Consider the following 17,616-nt stretch of genomic DNA (forward strand, 5'->3'; position numbering starts at 1 on the left):
GGGAGCTAAAGCTCCCTTTTTTGTGTGGTGCTTATTGGCTTGTTTGTCCCGCATTAGGATGCGACACACCCATCCAGGCTCGATACAGTTGCTGCTGACGCGGCGTCGGCTGCGAGACTGCTGCCACCTGTTTTGGTTTTGATTGTACTTCGCTCAGCGTCATTTCTGTGGACATGAGTTTATCCCGACGAATAAAATCAACGATGACCTTTTGCCCAGGCTCAAACAGTGCCATCGTTTTGTTCAGCGTGTCTCGCACCTGGTGCTTGTTAAACGCCACCAGTTTATCGCCACTTGTTAATCCAGCCTGCCATGCGTTGCCGTTACGCGCTACATGACTTAACTCTAATAACTCACCATGTGATTGTGCCTGACCGTCAAAGCCGGCCACTGCTTGGCTGCCTGATGGATAATGATAAGTCAGTCCTACTTTTTCGAACAGGGGATCAACATCCAGTATAAACGGCTTCTCAATGTTGTGTGACCACCACTGGGCGTAATCCTGACCACTGATTTCATTGAGGATATTAATAACATCCTGGCTGTTAAAAGTGCCAGGCAGGTGGTGTCGTTGTGCAAGTATGGTGTGAACATCACGATAGCTGACCTGGCCATCACTGTCGTCCAGCAACTTAATGTCCAGCATCATAGAAACTAATGCCCCTTCTGAATAAATATTAGTACTGAAGTTTTTGCCATGGTCGCCGCCCTGATTAATCCATTTATCAAAGCTTGTTTGTGCAACACTCTGAATATCCTTTCCTGGCGTCTCCAGGTGGCGGTTAATGCGCTTGCTTAGGCCTGTATAATATTCCTCGTGGGAGATGATCCCGGCACTTAACAGTAGAAAGTCCTCTAAGTAACTAGTCGACCCTTCCGCCAGCCAAAGTAAGTCACTGTAGTTAGGGTTAACATAGTCATATGGAACTAACCCGGCAGGCCGATAATTTTTTACATTCCAGGTATGGATAAACTCATGTGCCGCAGTCGAAATAAATCCGATGTAGTCATCTCGTTTGGCAAATGCATCTCTGTGACGCTGAATAATAGTAGAATTCAGGTGTTCAGTGGCACCTCTGGCACCACTGGTCGCATGCACCATAAAGACGTATCTGTCATAAGGATAATCTTGCCAGATTAGGCTGCCAGTCTTAACCAGCTTTTTGAGGTCACTTATCATCAAGTCTACGTCATAATTGCCTTCTCCCCAGATCACCAGTTCATAATCCCGTCCATCGACACGGAACTTATGAAGTTGATTCACCCCGGATTCGATGGGTGAATCGACCAGCACGTCAAAATTAGCGGCGGTGAAACGGTGCTCACTGCCTGCAAAATCCATCCCTGAAACTGAGCGCCATTGTCCGGGTACTTGCATTTCTACGGTTACGGGATCATTGCGAAAAGACTCGCTGAACATAAAAAAACCTGAGGCATCAACGAAAGCGTGACTATCGTCAATGTGCCTTGCCCTGAGTCCGAGCTCATTGGCATAGACCTGATAATTAACAGTGACCCGGGTCGGGTTGTCGAGATGAACACGCCAGGTACTTTTATCTATTTTATGCCATTTCAAATCGCGCCCCTCAGCATCAGTTGCATCAAAAGCGCGTATCCCATTTGCCAGATCCAGCATTTCATAGCGTCCTGTTCGCCAGTCGGCCAGTTTAATATCCATATGTGACTGAGCACTTTTAGGAAAGGTGACTTCTACCTCACCCAGATGGTGTTCTGGCTGGGTAATTTTCAGGGTATATGCGACGTCTGCAAATGCAGGCAACACATTCAATGCGATAAGCAGGGAAAAGATTTTTTTCATAATGGATCGGTAAAATTGCAAATATGAGGTTAAACTAACAAAAAAGTCTGACACTTGGCCACCAAACACGATGAGTCAACGGTCAAAATAGGTAGATACACAGCCTAAAATCTTCCACATTTATCAGTAATTTGATGTAAACTTGCTAATGAATAGGTTAAAACAAAAGATGTTAGGTTTCTGTGACTGATAAAACTGCGCGATTAGAGAAAAAACTATCACAAGCGATTGAAGCGAGAAAGGCGCTGGAAGAAGCGCGAAAGCAGCAGGTCGACACCCTGTCAGAGTTTGCTGCTAAACTCACGCTAGGCTGCAAGGGGCAAGACGTCTCTTTGGATAACCTGCTGGCAAAGTATCGCAGCGCACTGGCAAAAGGCATGGACTTTGAACATCTTGCCCCTTTAATTGACAATACCAGTGCTCAGTTAAAGCAACTTGATAGCACCAATTCTGCCAATCACCGCAACTTGGTGACACACATACAAAGTGCCGGAAAGCAATTACAAAAACTGCGTGGCGTTCCTGAAGATACCCGTCGTAAACTACGCCATTTATTGGATCATGAGCTCGGTGATATTGACGCTATACCCGAATTCGTGCCCTTACTCGACAAATTACTGCAATTTTATCTGCAAGTATTTGACGCCAGATACGAAATTGATAACGAAGCACAGCATAGTGATCCAGAGCTGGCGACGGAATTGCTGGGCCTGACTAACGAGCTGGTTTTTGAGGATGATGTCGCTGACGAAGTAAAGACCATTAAGCATAGTATTTCAACCAATTCGAACATAGATTCGTTGCTGGCAAATGCCATCGCCGTCATTCGTATTTTCGCCAAGTCTATCGCTCGGGAAAGACAATCCGCCCAGGGCTTTTTGGTATCGTTAAACCAGACGCTCGAAGAGCTACACAAATCCATTGTTGATACAACCAGTCATTCAAAGTCTATTAACAAAGAGCTCAATGCATTAAATGTGCGAATTGAAGCTAAAATAAAACGACTGACAGAAAACACCCAAAAAGCATCTTCAATAGCTGAGCTAAAAGGGTTAGTAGACGACGAGCTAGCGCAAATCAGCAAAGACCTGGTAGAACGAGAAAACATTGAGCGGCGCGATAAAGAAGCCCTGCTAGAGAGCTTTGATACCATCAACAGCCGTATTAATGTGCTTGAAAACAAAGTAAATACGTATAAGAAGCGGCTAAATGAGCAAAGGTTTAAAAGCCTCTTAGACGGCCTGACAAAGCTGCCCAACCGCTCAGCCTTTGATGATCGTTACAGCCAGGAGTTTCATTTATTCGAAATCCAGGGCAATGATGTCACTTTGGTGGTCGTTGATGTTGATCATTTTAAATCGATCAACGACAAATATGGCCACAGCGCGGGAGATAAAACGCTTCAGGTTATCGCCAGAGCACTGAAAAAATCCATCCGTAAATCTGATTTCATTGCGCGCTACGGCGGTGAGGAATTCGTGATTCTGATGCCTGGTATGCCCATTGAGGCAGCTTATGCACCACTTGAAAAAATACGCGCAACGGTTAAATCGATCCCATTTCGCTTTAAAGATAAAGACGTCCGGATCACAATCTCGTTAGGAGCAACACAGCTCAAAGAAGGTGATTCTAAACTGACTGCCTTCGACCGTGCCGATGAAGCTCTGTATGAGGCTAAAAACAGCGGCAGAGATAAACTTTGCTTGCGTGAATAACATGGAGATTGCCTATGCATGTACAGTTAAACCCAACAGGCGTACTTAATTTACTTTCTAAGCTGGAAGTTGACCTGCTGCAACAGACGTCAACCATAGAAAAATACCGGCTCTTCAGAAATTGTGTGTTAGCAGTGCTTAATGTAGGCAGTCATACCGACTCAAGCTATGAGATATACAACAAGTACCAGGATTTTGATATCAAATTACTGGCACGGGAACGCGGCATAAAAATAGAGCTAACAAACCCTCCGGAATCCGCGTTTGTCGATGGTAAAATTATCGCCGGGATACACGAACATATTTTTTCGGTGATCCGAGATATCTTGTTTATTTGCCAGCGGCATGAAGAACAACTCACCGATCCCAGACAAATTACCCACATGGTCTTCGATATGTTGCGTAACGCCGGGGCGCTTGAAGTTAATACAGACCCAAATATGGTAGTCTGTTGGGGCGGTCACTCAATCAATGAAGAAGAATATAAATATACTAAAGAAGTGGGCTACCAACTTGGCTTGCGAGGCTTAAATATTTGTACGGGATGCGGGCCTGGAGCAATGAAGGGCCCAATGAAAGGCGCAACGATTGGACATGCTAAACAGCGAATAACCAGTAATCGATACCTCGGCCTCACCGAGCCCAGTATTATTGCGGCAGAGCCTCCTAATCCAATTGTCAACGAACTGGTGATCTTGCCGGATATTGAAAAACGTCTCGAAGCTTTCGTCAGAACCGCTCATGCTATCATTATTTTTCCTGGCGGTGCAGGTACTGCTGAAGAGTTGCTATATTTGTTGGGGATCCTGTTGCATCCAGACAATGCCAAACAACAGCTGCCGGTGATTTTGACAGGTCCTGGTTCGGCGAAAGCATACTTCGACGAACTGAGTGACTTTGTTGAGAAAACGCTGGGAAAAGAGGCTCTGAGTAAATTCGAGGTGCTGGTTGACCAACCCGAATTGGTTGCTAAGAGACTAAGTCAGGGTATGGACAAGGTGCGTGAATACCGCAAGGCTCAGGGTGATGCCTATTACTTCAACTGGACATTAGAAATTGAAGACCAATTTCAACAGCCGTTTGAGCCAACGCACAAGAATATGGCGGAGTTGGACCTTCATCTGGCACAGCCCAAACAAGACCTGGCGGCCAATTTGCGCAGAGCTTTTTCAGGGATTGTGGCCGGTAATGTAAAAGAACAAGGCATTACAGCCATTAAACAGCAAGGACCGTACATATTGAGCGGCGATGCGTCGTTAATGAGTGATATGGACAAACTACTACGCGCTTTCGTCTCACAAGGCAGAATGAAGTTGCCCGGTAGTACTTACGTTCCCTGCTACAAAATCAAGTCTTAACCTGTTGGGTAAGGTGTCGCCCTTACCCTGTCTCGTTCTAACTTCTATGACATACTGCTAAAAACATACATGGCAAAATTACTTCTTATTGATGCACTAAACCTGATCCGCCGGATCTATGCAATTGACGTTGACCAGCAAGGCGTTAGCGAACAACAAGTCATGCAATCATGCAAAGCCCGAGTCCATAATGCCTGCAAAAAACTGCTCAGGCGTATTGAACCCAGCCATGCGATTGCCGTTTTCGACGGTGAGCGTAGCTGGCGCTATCATTATTACGCTGACTATAAGCACAGCAGAAAACCAATGCCGGAACCACTCAAGCAAAACTTGCCACTGATCGCTGAGGGATTTAAGGACTGCGGCATCACCGCATTTTTTCCAGAGCAGGATGAAGCTGATGACATCATTGCCACATTGGCAAGCAAAGCCAGCAATAACCAGGTGCACTCAGTGATTGTATCAACCGATAAAGGTTTTTTACCTCTATGTTCAGACAATATCGGCATTTACAATTATTTTTCACAGTCTTACACCGGTCACAATGAAATCGAAGAGAAGTTCTCGGTGCCCCATCACGCCCTGACTGAGCTGTGGGCACTTATGGGTGATAAAACGAATGACATTCCAGGTGTAAAAGGCATAGGGAAAAAAACCGCCATAGAATTAATCTCAGAGTTTGGAAAGGTCGAGAATGCACTCAATGATACGGCACTTGCAGCCACGACACGACGAAAACTGGAACAGGATCTAGATAACTTTATTTTGAGCAAAACACTCGTTTCATTACAAACTGACATTAATCTTGGCTTTAATTTAAGTCAACTCAGGGTGATTGAGCGCAAATAGCTTGTTGTGTTGCAGCGCTTCCGTTACGCTAGCTTCGGGAGTATTTGGTGTATTTCAATGATTAAAAAGGTTTTACAATACGTTTTTCTTGGCCTTGCCGTGTATGGGGTCATAGTTTACCTGGTCATTAACTTTTATAAAGATGACCCTCAGGCTATGATCTGGCAAGACAGAGAAGCCTTTAACAAACGTTATATCAGTAAGCTAAAACCAGATATGGTGGTCGAACTTGACGAAGTATTGGAGATACTCGGCAGCCCGGATCTGACTTATGTGAAATCTGAAGGTGAGCGCGTAGTGCAAATCGTGTTTTACAGAACACAACTGGTAAAACCGGATGGAATAACCACTCAGGATGAGTGCACTGGCCTGCTGTTTGAAAATGGCAACCTAACACTTTGGGGTGCTGGCGCAATTGTTGCCTACGACAAGGCTTTTGAATGACAGTCAATGAGGATATTGCAAGACAACTGCATAAACTCCTGACTCAGTCTGAGTCAGTGTTATCGCTATATTATGATAAGCGCAGCTGGCCTAAAATTGACGTGACGCTGTCTCAGCTCGCTGAGCAGTATACCCGGCTATATCGACTTGCCCCAAGTGCCTTACACGCACACCTGCACTTCATCTCTGTGCCGTACCGTCACTCTACCAACGTTCTTGTAAAACAATCAATATTACTTTGTATGCTAGGTTATGCCCATGGTTATACCGAGCAAATGATCCATGAGCTTCTGATAGCAAGCTTTGCAAGCGTACTCTGTGCCAGTCGCGAATATGACAAAATAGCAGCCGACAGCGCCTTGTCAAAAGTCGAATCGCAAAAGCTCAGGCTACGCCATCAATTGGCAGTCAAGGTGCTTAGTGCAGGTCAACTAAAGTCACCACAGGTGACCCGGATCCTCGCCCGGCTTAGTGGCTATGAGTTATCAATTTGCCGCAAAAGCAACAAACCTCTTTATGACAATGTGACACTGTTGGTCGCTATTGCGACTCACATCGCCAATGCTTTGATGAAAAAGCATCACCGGGCCTCCCTTCCGGCGACCATTAAACAGTTGTACCTGAACAATACCCATACTTTTCTACAAACCAGTTTACAATTGCTGGCGCGACAACTTAATGCCTACCCGGCTGGTGCAGTACAACACCATCCTGAGCATCAGACGTTGTTGCTCTGTGAAGAAAACAAGCATGCAATTCTCGCAATTATACAGTCGGGTAAAATCACCCGTTTAATCAAAACACAAAGACGATCTCCGCAACACTATCAAGCATTTCGGGTCTCAGACACCCAATTGTTATACGGTGTATGGTCACGTATCCCACCGCAGCCACTTGCCACGGCGTCAGATCAGATGAACGAAGCACTGCATGTGGTCGAACAACTGGGGGGTGAGAACTTTAGTAGCTTCAGAGCTATAGAGAAAACAATCGCACCATTTGGGGAAATTGAAGCAGCCCTGTCTCAAGCTGCAAGACTTTATAACCGAGAAGCCCAAAAAGGCGCGAACTTGCGCCACTGCCTGACTATGGTTGGTCTGGATGCCGCCGCATTATTATGTCAGCGCGTACTGGTTGAGCAACTCATTGTGCAACTGAAGCACCCTTTCGCTAAAGACATCTGGCACAAATACCAATTATTTTCTCAGGTGCTTGCCGCACTTGTGCAGCAAAACTATGGCCACCACTATGAGCATGTCCTTTCACCCGTCAGTGCAGCCATCGCTTTTATGCTTAAACATCACAGCGTAGACATAAAACGGTTTGTGTACGCGAGTGAATGTGCAGATAACCCATACCCCGTTTCTCTGGCAAACTTGTATGGCTTTAACGCTTTTGAAGAGGACGCGTTTAAACACTACTTCCACAACCATTTTGCCAATAGCGACGCTCACCAGGCTTTTGAACAGTCAGAACTAAACCGTAAATCAAAATTAAAGGGCCTGTCGCTGACCTTTACGGCAGTAAAAGTCCTGACACTGCAGATCTGTGATGCCAACTTCCAAACCTCAGCCTGGCAACGGCAGGTTTTGGATGAACAAGCCAGGTTGCATGACTGGGCGAACCTTAACGCGCTGCAGGCGCATCTGCAATCTCTTGGTTTGTATAATTTAATTGAGTGATATTTACACAATAAATATTGTACATACCGAGCATTCACTGCATTTATGCCTTTTATTCATTCCTGACTGGAATATGAAGGAATAAATTGCTATAAAACGCGCTTAAATTTTCAAGCGATCCAACATCACCAGAACAGCTCGACTACACTTGATTAGAATTGTTCTTAGATGTGAATTTACTTTTGATAAAGGAAACATAAATGGCTAAGCAAACTATCACGGTGATCCGTGGCGACGGCATCGGTCCAAGCATCATCGACTCAGCAATTGAAATTTTGAATGCAGCTGGCTGCGAATTCGACTATGAGTACGTTGACGCAGGACTGGCAGCACTGGAAAAAACCGGTGAGCTACTGCCTCCTGAGACGTTAGAAGCCATTGAACGCAACAAAATCACGCTTAAAGGCCCACTTACAACCCCCGTTGGCGAAGGTTTCACGTCTATTAACGTAACACTGCGTAAGCACTTTGGCCTGTACGCAAACGTGCGTCCGGTTAAATCTTTCGAAGGCACGAAAGCGCGTTACGACGATATCGACATCATCACTGTACGTGAAAACACGCAGGGCATGTACTCAGGTCTGGGTCAGGTTGTCTCTGAAGATGGCAGCGAAGCAGAAGCTATGTCTAAAATCACACGTGAAGGTGCAGAAAAGATCGTCACGTTTGCATACGAACTGGCACAGCGTGAAGGCCGTAAGAAAGTAACTGCGGTACACAAAGCGAATATCCTGAAGTCAACTTCCGGCCTTTTCCTGAAAGTAGCGCGCGAAGTTGGCGAGCGTTTTCCAGACATCGAGTCTGCGGAAATGATCGTAGATGCAACGTGTATGAAACTGGTTATGACACCTGAAGAATTTGACGTGGTAGTAACAACCAACCTGTTTGGTGACATTATTTCTGATCTGTGTGCAGGTCTGGTCGGTGGCCTGGGCATGGCGCCAGGTGCAAACATCGGTGAAAACGCAGCGATCTTCGAAGCTGTACACGGCAGTGCACCAGACATCGCTGGTAAAAACCTGGCAAACCCAACGTCTGTGATCCTGGCTTCTATCCAGATGCTTGAATACCTTGATATGGGTGAGACCGCAGACAAGATCCGCAACGCCGTTGCTGACGTAATCAAATCAGGTGACCGCACTACACGCGACTTAGGCGGTAACCACGGCACGACTGACTTTACACAAGCAGTTATCGAGCGCCTGTAAGATCAATCAGTCTGATTGAATACCAACGCCCTGCTTATGCAGGGCGTTTTCTTATCCTGATTAACATCATTAGCAATATACTTAGCCCAAACAAACTGCCTGCAGATCCCTCCTGCCCTGAGCTCGCTGTTTCAGACACTGAAATATCCTTGATCACCGTCACCTGCTGATTGTCATTCAAGTCAGACATCGTTGCCGTCACCTGATAGGGCCCGGCGCCCTGATAGGTATGACTGACGGATTCACCATTTGCGCTCTGACCATCCCCAAACGCCCAGCTAACCGCGTAATTGCCCGAGCCACCGCGCATCGACAGGCTCAGATTGGCAGTCAAACCACTTTGTGAAGCTGTGATCTCGCCGCTCAAAGGGACAGTTACACTTCTCTCAAAAGTGTCACTTACTTTGCTGCCACTGGCATCCTCCAGTGACACCACTATCTGGTAAAAGCCAGATAAATTATACTGATGCTGGACCTTTGCCCCTTCTAGTTCAGTCCCGTCTCCCATCTTCCAGCGTACGGTCACAGGCGCAGCTCCACCCTGATACTGTACACTGGCAATAATATTACCGTCTTCACCCTTGATGCTGGTATCTAGCAGCTTTAATGGCGCGGCCAGCGTGAATTGCTGTTCAACCGATTGCGTTTCACCGGCGGAGTTTTTGCGGGTAAATGTCACCGTGTAAGTCCCCCGACTATTGTATTGATGAGAAGGCGCCAGTAACTCACTGCGATTGCCGTCACCAAATTGCCACTCAAAGGTATCAGAAGTATTTAAGGTTAGTCCTGAAACAGAGAAGCTCACGGTAAGCCCATCTACAGCTGCACGAATTTTTGCTTTGGGCGAGGCCGTCAATTGTAATTGCGCCTGCCTGTACTGCTCTGTAATCTTGAGTAACTCAATGGTCACGCCATGTTGCGGCAAAACCACACCCGAGACAGGCTGCTGAGGATGGCTGTAATCCTGTGCATCACTAAACTCATAAACAGCCTGCAGCTGGGTATCACCAAGCCCGGGATTCTGATCCTCTAACCTGAGCGCTGCGTCTCTGAGCTGGATCCGGGTAGCAGCAGGAGTCTCACTGGTAGTCCTGGGTATGATGCCCTGATCAGTATCCACCACCAATATTTTACCTTCGCCCGGATGTAATGATGTTGAATTATCGTCGATATTCTCATTGGCATACCAAACTAGTACGCCTGGCATATAGCTGGCGCCTTGCAGCCCTGCGTCTATGCCATGGTGCGACCTGAGTTGCAGATAGTAGGCCTGCTCCAACCCTTCACGGTAGCGGCTAATTCTGTCGAAACCGCTCAAAGACAATTGTTCTGCCAATTCGGCATCTGCTATAGCGACGATGTTTTCACCATCCGAAATGGCGATATCATCCAGTAAAATACCAAATCCATATTCCAGACTGTCGGTTTGGTAGAGAAATTCCAGGGTGATCGTCTCGCCGGCGAACGCTGTGAGCGAATATCTGAGTTCAGTAACCAGGCTACCGTTTGAGCCACCAGTGGCCTGTCCGCTGTGGCCATCAACATAGTGTGTTACTGCAGGGTAAAGCGGATGTTGTGGCTTGGTTTCATTACCGGCAAGCGGCTGCTGATTTACTTTAACCTGGAAAAAATCATAGCCGCGCTCAATATCAAAACGGGCGCGCATAGTCAGGATCAGTGCTTCTGATTCTGGCAGTGTCAGTGTCATGCTCGCCTGATTCTGTTTGCCGTTCCCGTGCCCGGAATAATACTGGTATTGCCCTGATATCGGCTCCCCCACATACTCCAGGCTGCTAGGCAAAATAACTTTAAGTTGATCGGTTTGCCCGGTGTGTTCACCAGCACGGCTGAGACTGGCCTGATAACCTTGACGTAACTGCGTGAGATCGATTTGAACCTGCTTGACCCAGTTCCCACCAAACTGATTTTGTAACTTCACAAGATTACGGGGTGAGAAAGAGACCGGCTGAGAGCCACGCAGCGAGCCCAGCCAATTACCACTGGACATCACCGACCAGTTTGCAACAGGTTCACCAATTGTACCGTTATTGAGATCATATTCGTCTATCAAACCCAGCTCATGGCCGAACTCGTGCGCGACCACCCCCATGCTCGCATCAAGAGGGTTAATGGTATAATTGTGAATACGTATGTCACTGTTAGCTAAGGCAACAGGTGTGTAGCCGTCTTCCGCGACCACAAATCGGTGTGACCAGATAGCATCAGTCCCCAAAACACCACCACCCGCTTCTTCCCCAATACTTGAATGAAACAGCATAATATGGTCAACCACGCCGTCTGGCTCGTTCAAAACACCATCGCCATCGCGATCATTTAGATCAGTCAGGTCATAGTCACTGAGGTCTATAGCATAGCGTTTCACTGCCAGATCAACCGCTTCTTTGACCAAGTCTGCTACCTTGCTATCGCGCCGAGCGCCGATTCTCTGCCCATAATAACTTGCGTTCTGTTCAGCGGTGATCCAGCCGAAAACCTCACCCGAAAGGGCAAAGCTCCCACCAGATGCCTGCAGATAATACTGATTCGCGCTGTTAAGTATCTCGCCATCTGGTGCGTCAAAGCCTTGCTCCGAGAAAATCAGCTGCTGATAATGACTGCTCGGGTACTGGAGGTAATACATATCCGAATCGCCCTGTTTCAGACGATTATCGTCATAGGGCAGATCAGGAAAATCAATCAGAATTGCCAGTATTTTTGCACCTTGCATCGGCCTTGCTGACGCAGCCTGATTGCCTCTGAATGACACCGGCTGCATGGCGGGTTTCCCCGTGTATGGAGACCTAAGGGCTGGTTCGTGTGTGCCGGATAAATACGCTGAGATACGCTGTCTAGCCTCATAATCAGAAAAGCTCCGCCCGGCATGCTTTTCAAGCCAGAAACGCAGTTGCTGTTGATCCAGTTGCAAGGCCACGACTGGGTTTGCAATAACGGCAAAAAGAAAAACTAAAAAGCTGAATTTCATGCTGATTTACCCGATTTGATTGTCCCGACGATAGTAGCAGGTTGATAAGTATTTTTCTAAACACATCTAAACATTCTCAAACCACAAAAAATGCATTAACTATTCACCACACTAAAAAATAAACGCCATGAAATACTACATTTCAATATTTGAAACACAAAAAAGGCATATTAATGCAGATTGGCCATTTTTGAGCCTTGACACTGCCCCGGATTACCCTTTAAATAAAGAGCATCAGATTGAACTTTTTACGCAGATATTAAACATGCAAACACTATCCTTCACACTTGTGGTACTCGTACTGGTCTTAGTGGTAAGTCCGGCGGGGCCGTTGTGAGCGAACGTTTGCACAGACCCCGCACCAGCGGGGTTTTTTTTTGCCTTTAATTTTAAATTTTGCTGAGGAATGAGGTAATGAATGAGCAATTTAATGGCTCGGAGCTGGTAGTAAAGGCGCTGACCGAGCTAAATGTCGAGTATATATTTGGCTACCCTGGCGGCTCTGTACTGGATCTTTATGACGCGCTGTTTGCACAAAATGATATTGAACATATTCTGGTCAGGCATGAGCAAGCCGCTACCCACATGGCAGATGGCTATGCCAGAAGTACTGGGAAAACAGGGGTTGTGCTGGCAACGTCAGGCCCTGGTGCCACCAACTGTGTCACAGGTATCGCCACCGCGTACATGGACAGTATTCCCATGGTCGTCCTCTCAGGTCAGGTCCCATCAAATTTGATCGGTGATGATGCCTTTCAGGAAACCGACATTGTCGGCTGCTCGCGACCTATAGTTAAACACAGTTTTAACTGTCGTGATGCACGGCAAATTCCGACCGTACTGGCTAAAGCATTCTATCTGGCCAACTCAGGCAGACCGGGCCCGGTGGTGGTTGAGTTGCCTAAAGACATTCTTAACCCACAACTCAAATATCATTATGAAATGCCAGCTCGCATCGAGATGCGCACTTATAACCCCAGTTCCAAAGGCCACTCACGGCAGATCAAAAAAGCGGTTGATGCCATTTTGGGTGCCAAACGACTGATCGTCTACTCAGGAGGGGGCATCATTCTTTCCAATACCTCTGAGCAGCTCACAGAACTGGTAGAAACTCTAAACGCGCCTATCACCAACACGTTAATGGGTCTTGGGGGGATCAGTGGCACGCATCCAAATTTTGTTGGCATGTTGGGCATGCACGGCTCTTTGGAAGCCAATAAAGCCATGGCAAACGCAGACGTAATACTGGCTTTGGGTGCACGATTTGATGATCGGGTAACCAATAACGTCAAAAAGTTTTGTCCGAATGCCACCATAGTCCATGTTGATGTTGATCCCACTTCGATCTCCAAGACAATTCAGGCGCACATTCCGGTTGTAGGGAGTCTGGAAACAGTACTGACGCAACTGCAAAACGCCATAGAGAAAAGCGCTTTGCGAATAGACCGCGCCGCGCAAGAAACTTGGTGGCAACAGATTACGGCATGGCGCGAACAGCGCTGTTTGGCTTACCAAGCGCAAGGTGACTTAATTAAACCACAAACGGTCATAGAGAGGCTCTACGAGGTTACTCAGGGTAACGCTTATATCAGCTCGGATGTCGGCCAGCATCAGATGTTTGCGGCACAGTACTATCCCTTTAAACACCCAAGACAATGGATCAACTCTGGTGGCCTGGGAACAATGGGTTTTGGCCTACCCGCGGCGATGGGCGTAAAAGTGGCTTATCCTGATGCAGACGTGGTTTGCGTGACTGGTGATGGGTCAATACAGATGAATATTCAGGAACTATCTACCTGCCTTCAGTATGGCTTAAATGTCAAAATTATTTCTCTGAATAACCGTTCTCTAGGCATGGTACGCCAGTGGCAGGACATGATGTATGGCGGTCGTCATTCGAGCTCCTATATGGAGTCACTGCCCGATTTTGTGGCATTGGCAGAAAGTTATGGCCATGTTGGGATCCGGGTCGATCACCCTGATGAATTGGACGAAGCGCTATTGCGCGCATTTGCCATCACTGACAGGCTGGTGTTTCTGGATATCCGTGTTGACGAAAAAGAACACGTTTACCCGATGCAAATTAAACTAGGCGCCATTGATGATATGTGGCTGAAAAAAGGAGTGAAAGCATAATGCGCAGAATACTGGCCATTTTACTTGAAAACGAACCGGGTGCTTTGTCACGTATTGTGGGTTTATTTTCCCAGCGAGCCTATAACATTGATAGTCTGACGGTAGGCACAACAGATGACACGACCCTGTCGCGGATCACTATTACCACACAGGGTGACGACCGAGTCGTTGAGCAGATCACCAAACAGGTTAATAAGCTGGTCGATGTCCTTAAGATCATAGACCTCACAGAAACCAGTCATATTGAGCGGGAGCTGTTACTGGTCAAGGTGTTTGCTGGCAACGAACAAACCAGAGCTTCAGTGACGCGTGTTACCGATGTGTTCGGTGGCACTATACTCGATATGGGTAAACGTAGCTATACGGTTCAGCTGGCCAGCAGTAGCGATAAAATCGCGTCTTTTCTGGATATGCTCAGGCATGAGAGCGATATCATTGAGATGGTGCGTTCTGGTACTGTGGGAATTGGGCGAGGCGATAAGGCACTCAGAGGATGATAATAGGTGGGTAAAAAAAGGGGCTTAAGCCCCTTTTTTTATTAAGGATTAACCTGATCTTTAAGACCTTTACCCGCTTTGAATGAAGGGATATTTGCCGCTGGAATTTGGATTTCAGCGCCAGTTTGCGGGTTACGACCCGTACGCGCTGCACGCTCTTTTACAGAGAAAGTGCCAAAACCAACCAGTGCCACTGAGTTACCATCTTTAAGAGACTGAGTTACAGCACCAGTGAATGCTTCCAGCGCGCGTGTCGCTGCAGCTTTTGAGATCTCAGCGTCAGCCGCCATCTTTTCAACTAGTTGAGCTTTATTCATTGTATAATTCCTATGTTTTTATAATTTGCCGAAGCGGATTCTATGGTTATCCATTTTTTTTCTTTGTGCAAGCCTAAAATCCCCTTTTAACTAAAATATTTACGCTATTTCGCCTTATCTGGCGCGGGTGTAAGCATAACAGGCACAAAAACACACACCAATTGTTTACTTTTCACCCACCGCGCCCCAGCCCGCGTCAGCCCTGACCCGGGAAGAAAAGGCCAGACACAGGTTAAACCTTAAACGCTCCAAGGGCTCTTGCACGTGCGGCTTTATGTTCCACAATCGGTTCCACGTAACCATCAATAGCAAATGCCTGTAAATAATCATGGGGAAAATGGATTGACTTCGCGGGGACATCACTTAGCTCAGGCACAAATTTACGAATAAAGTCTCCCTGCGGATCGAACTTTTCACTTTGGCTGATCGGATTAAAAATCCGGAAATATGGCTGAGCATCACAACCGGTGCTGGCCGCCCATTGCCAGCCGCCATTATTGCTGGCCAAATCGCCATCTATCAGTTTGCTCATGAAATAGTGCTCACCCTGACGCCAGTCTATGAGCAGGTGTTTAGTTAAAAAACTTGCCACTATCATACGTAAACGATTATGCATCCACCCTGTCTGATTGAGCTGACGCATTGCCGCATCGACTATCGGATAACCAGTTTTGCCTTCACACCAGGCCTTAAACTGCATCTCGTCCTGGCGCCAGCGAACATCATTATACTTTTCATTGAAGTTAAATCCTTTGCACAGTTTTGGATAGGCGCAGATAAGGTGTCGGTAAAATTCTCTCCAGATCAACTCATTGACCCAGCTAAACGCGGGTGCACTGGTCACCTGTAACAGATCAGGAAAATGCAGCTGGATTTCGGCCAGCAACTGCTTCACCGACACTATCCCCAATGCCAGATAAGGGCTGAGTCCGGAGGTACCTTTAATTCCCGGAAAATCTCGACTTTCCTTGTAGTCTGTCATTTTTTCCCGGATAAATACTTGAACGACTTTTACCAGAGTGTCATCATCAACTGGCCATTTATCTGAGCTTCCGTCACCCATAAGCGCCTCCGGTGCTTCCCACTCGCGTGGAGTGAAAGCTAACTCTGGCCAGCCCGGTAAATAAAAATGTTGTTGCTCATACTGCTTGAGCCAGGCCTTTTTAAACGGCGTAAACACTTTGTACATTTCGTTGCTACCCGTTGTGACACTCCCGGGTGGTGCAATTACATCGCCATCGAAGAGTTGCAGCTGAATCCCTGCCTCCTGACACGCCCGGTCTCTGGCCTGCTCATTCACTTCATATTCCCGATTGGCGTAGACCTGTTCAACCCCGTTGGTCTGGCAAAACTGAGCCAGCATTGGCGGTACCTTCGTAAAATTACCAGCATCAAGCACATGTAAACAAACCCCCAACTCTGCCAGTTTGTGACCCAACCAGCTAACCCGGCGTTTAAGTAAATCAATCTGCGCAGGCGCCGCATTGTGCTGCTGCCACTGCTGCTTACACAGTATAAAGAGCGCATCACGCGCTCCGCTTTCAACCGCTTCGATGAGCGCTTCGTTGCCATAGATCCTTAAATCGCGGCGAAACCAAAATAAAGCAGACATTAAATTGCGTACCTCAGCTTGAGTTCGTTAGGGTAAGGATGAAAGTAAACTTGCTGCATCAGATAGTCGTTTGGGTGCATGATCAGGTGATGACGTAATAAGGTGAGCGGAACCTGCAAAGGCACTTGACCTACCCGATAGTCATCAATTGCCCTGCATAACTCCTGCTTCTCAACCTTTCCCAGTACTTTCTTAAAATACCCCTGCAAGTGCGACAATGTATTCGCCTGATCTTTACGTCTGGCAGGGCGAGACAATGCATCCATCAGGCCACGGATGTAATGCACTCTGAGGTCTTCCAGTGGTACCGCTTTGCCCTCGGCAAGTAGTCTGCCAAGATCACGATAAGCCTGATAATTATGACTCATTAGTAAGTACTTATGACGAGCATGAAAGCAGGTTAGCTCATGCAACCCAGGCGCGGTCACGACTAGCTCCTGCCAGCTCTTGTAAACATACACACGCATAACAAAGTTTTCTCTCAGGTGCATATCGTTCAGGCGACCATTTTCCTCGCATGGCAACAAAGGGTTGCGTGCCATGATCTGCTCTGCAAATATACCCACGCCTTCTGAGGTATTGCCTGTTTCGGACTCATTATAGATTTTTACCCGCTCCATGCCGCAGCTGGGACTTTTCGCGCAAAAAACATAACCGGATAACTGCTCACCATGCTCATCTGATATTTTCTTGCCGTATTCGGCAAGGTCCGGTGCGTAATCTTCATCACTGTGCGCCGGCCCAACCTTAATGACATCCTCGACCCTGACCTGGCGAATAGTTTTTCTGGGAATGGGCAAGCCTATTGCCACCTCAGGACAAAAACGCACGTATTCTACATAGTCGGCCAGTTCGTCCATACAAAAGTTGCTGCGCTTGTGCCCTGAATCAAAACGCACTTTGTCACCAGCAAGACAGGCACTGATGCCTATTTTAATAGCGGAATTGAAGTTAAAAGCTTGCTCTACCATTGCTCTCTCCATAACTTAAAAATAA

At 47.1% G+C, this 17,616-nt stretch carries 13 protein-coding genes; 8 read left to right on the top strand and 5 right to left on the bottom strand.

What is annotated here, in order from left to right:
- Nucleotides 1-31: 31 nt before the first annotated feature.
- Nucleotides 32-1,819, bottom strand: a complete 1,788-nt coding sequence (locus MHN33_RS03095) for a M61 family peptidase (protein WP_239395090.1) — start codon at nt 1,817-1,819, stop codon at nt 32-34.
- A 182-nt stretch (nt 1,820-2,001) separates the two neighbouring features.
- On the opposite strand from MHN33_RS03095, the gene MHN33_RS03100 reads away from it, so the two are divergent.
- From MHN33_RS03100 to MHN33_RS03125, 6 genes are all read left to right on the top strand, one after another.
- Nucleotides 2,002-3,534 carry a GGDEF domain-containing protein gene (locus tag MHN33_RS03100; protein WP_239395105.1) on the top strand — a complete coding sequence of 511 codons (1,533 nt, stop codon included), beginning with the start codon at nt 2,002-2,004 and terminating at the stop codon, nt 3,532-3,534.
- Between the two features lie 14 nt (nt 3,535-3,548).
- Nucleotides 3,549-4,892 carry a nucleotide 5'-monophosphate nucleosidase PpnN gene (gene ppnN, locus MHN33_RS03105; protein ID WP_239395127.1) on the top strand — a complete coding sequence of 448 codons (1,344 nt, stop codon included), beginning with the start codon at nt 3,549-3,551 and terminating at the stop codon, nt 4,890-4,892.
- A gap of 69 nt (nt 4,893-4,961) precedes the next feature.
- Entirely contained in the window at nt 4,962-5,741 is a 780-nt protein-coding gene (gene xni, locus MHN33_RS03110) for a flap endonuclease Xni (RefSeq protein ID WP_239395140.1), read from the top strand.
- Between the two features lie 57 nt (nt 5,742-5,798).
- The gene (locus MHN33_RS03115; RefSeq protein ID WP_239395142.1) at nt 5,799-6,185 is read left to right on the top strand and encodes a DUF3192 domain-containing protein; all 387 of its coding nucleotides are present in this window, start codon (nt 5,799-5,801) and stop codon (nt 6,183-6,185) included.
- Nucleotides 6,182-7,867 carry a hypothetical protein gene (locus MHN33_RS03120; protein ID WP_239395144.1) on the top strand — a complete coding sequence of 562 codons (1,686 nt, stop codon included), beginning with the start codon at nt 6,182-6,184 and terminating at the stop codon, nt 7,865-7,867. The genes MHN33_RS03115 and MHN33_RS03120 overlap by 4 nt, the downstream gene beginning before the upstream one ends.
- Before the next feature lie 200 nt (nt 7,868-8,067).
- Nucleotides 8,068-9,075, top strand: coding sequence for an isocitrate dehydrogenase (locus tag MHN33_RS03125; protein ID WP_239395146.1), 1,008 nt, complete (start codon nt 8,068-8,070; stop codon nt 9,073-9,075).
- A gap of 34 nt (nt 9,076-9,109) precedes the next feature.
- Here the strand turns inward: MHN33_RS03125 and MHN33_RS03130 are convergent, their stop codons facing one another.
- Nucleotides 9,110-12,058, bottom strand: a complete 2,949-nt coding sequence (locus MHN33_RS03130; protein WP_239395158.1) for an immune inhibitor A domain-containing protein — start codon at nt 12,056-12,058, stop codon at nt 9,110-9,112.
- Nucleotides 12,059-12,472: 414 nt separating this feature from the next.
- On the opposite strand from MHN33_RS03130, the gene MHN33_RS03135 reads away from it, so the two are divergent.
- Both MHN33_RS03135 and ilvN read left to right on the top strand, forming a co-directional pair.
- Complete coding sequence (locus MHN33_RS03135; RefSeq protein WP_239395160.1) at nt 12,473-14,194, top strand: acetolactate synthase 3 large subunit; 1,722 nt, start codon at nt 12,473-12,475, stop codon at nt 14,192-14,194.
- Entirely contained in the window at nt 14,194-14,691 is a 498-nt protein-coding gene (gene ilvN / locus MHN33_RS03140) for an acetolactate synthase small subunit (RefSeq protein WP_239395173.1), read from the top strand. Before MHN33_RS03135 ends, ilvN begins: the two co-directional genes overlap by 1 nt.
- Before the next feature lie 41 nt (nt 14,692-14,732).
- Here the strand turns inward: ilvN and MHN33_RS03145 are convergent, their stop codons facing one another.
- The 3 genes from MHN33_RS03145 to MHN33_RS03155 all read right to left on the bottom strand — a co-directional run bounded on the left by MHN33_RS03145 (nt 14,733) and on the right by MHN33_RS03155 (nt 17,591).
- A complete protein-coding gene (locus tag MHN33_RS03145) occupies nt 14,733-15,008 on the bottom strand; it encodes an HU family DNA-binding protein (protein ID WP_010381157.1) in 276 nt (91 codons plus the stop codon).
- A gap of 232 nt (nt 15,009-15,240) precedes the next feature.
- On the bottom strand, nt 15,241-16,620 hold the full coding sequence (phrB, locus tag MHN33_RS03150) for a deoxyribodipyrimidine photo-lyase (RefSeq protein ID WP_239395175.1): 1,380 nt from the start codon (nt 16,618-16,620) through the stop codon (nt 15,241-15,243).
- Nucleotides 16,620-17,591: a DUF523 and DUF1722 domain-containing protein gene (locus tag MHN33_RS03155; protein WP_239395177.1), complete on the bottom strand. Its 972-nt coding sequence runs from the start codon at nt 17,589-17,591 to the stop codon at nt 16,620-16,622. Before MHN33_RS03155 ends, phrB begins: the two co-directional genes overlap by 1 nt.
- Nucleotides 17,592-17,616: the final 25 nt, after the last annotated feature.

Source organism: Pseudoalteromonas sp. OOF1S-7, assembly GCF_022347765.1.
Classification (GTDB): domain Bacteria; phylum Pseudomonadota; class Gammaproteobacteria; order Enterobacterales; family Alteromonadaceae; genus Pseudoalteromonas.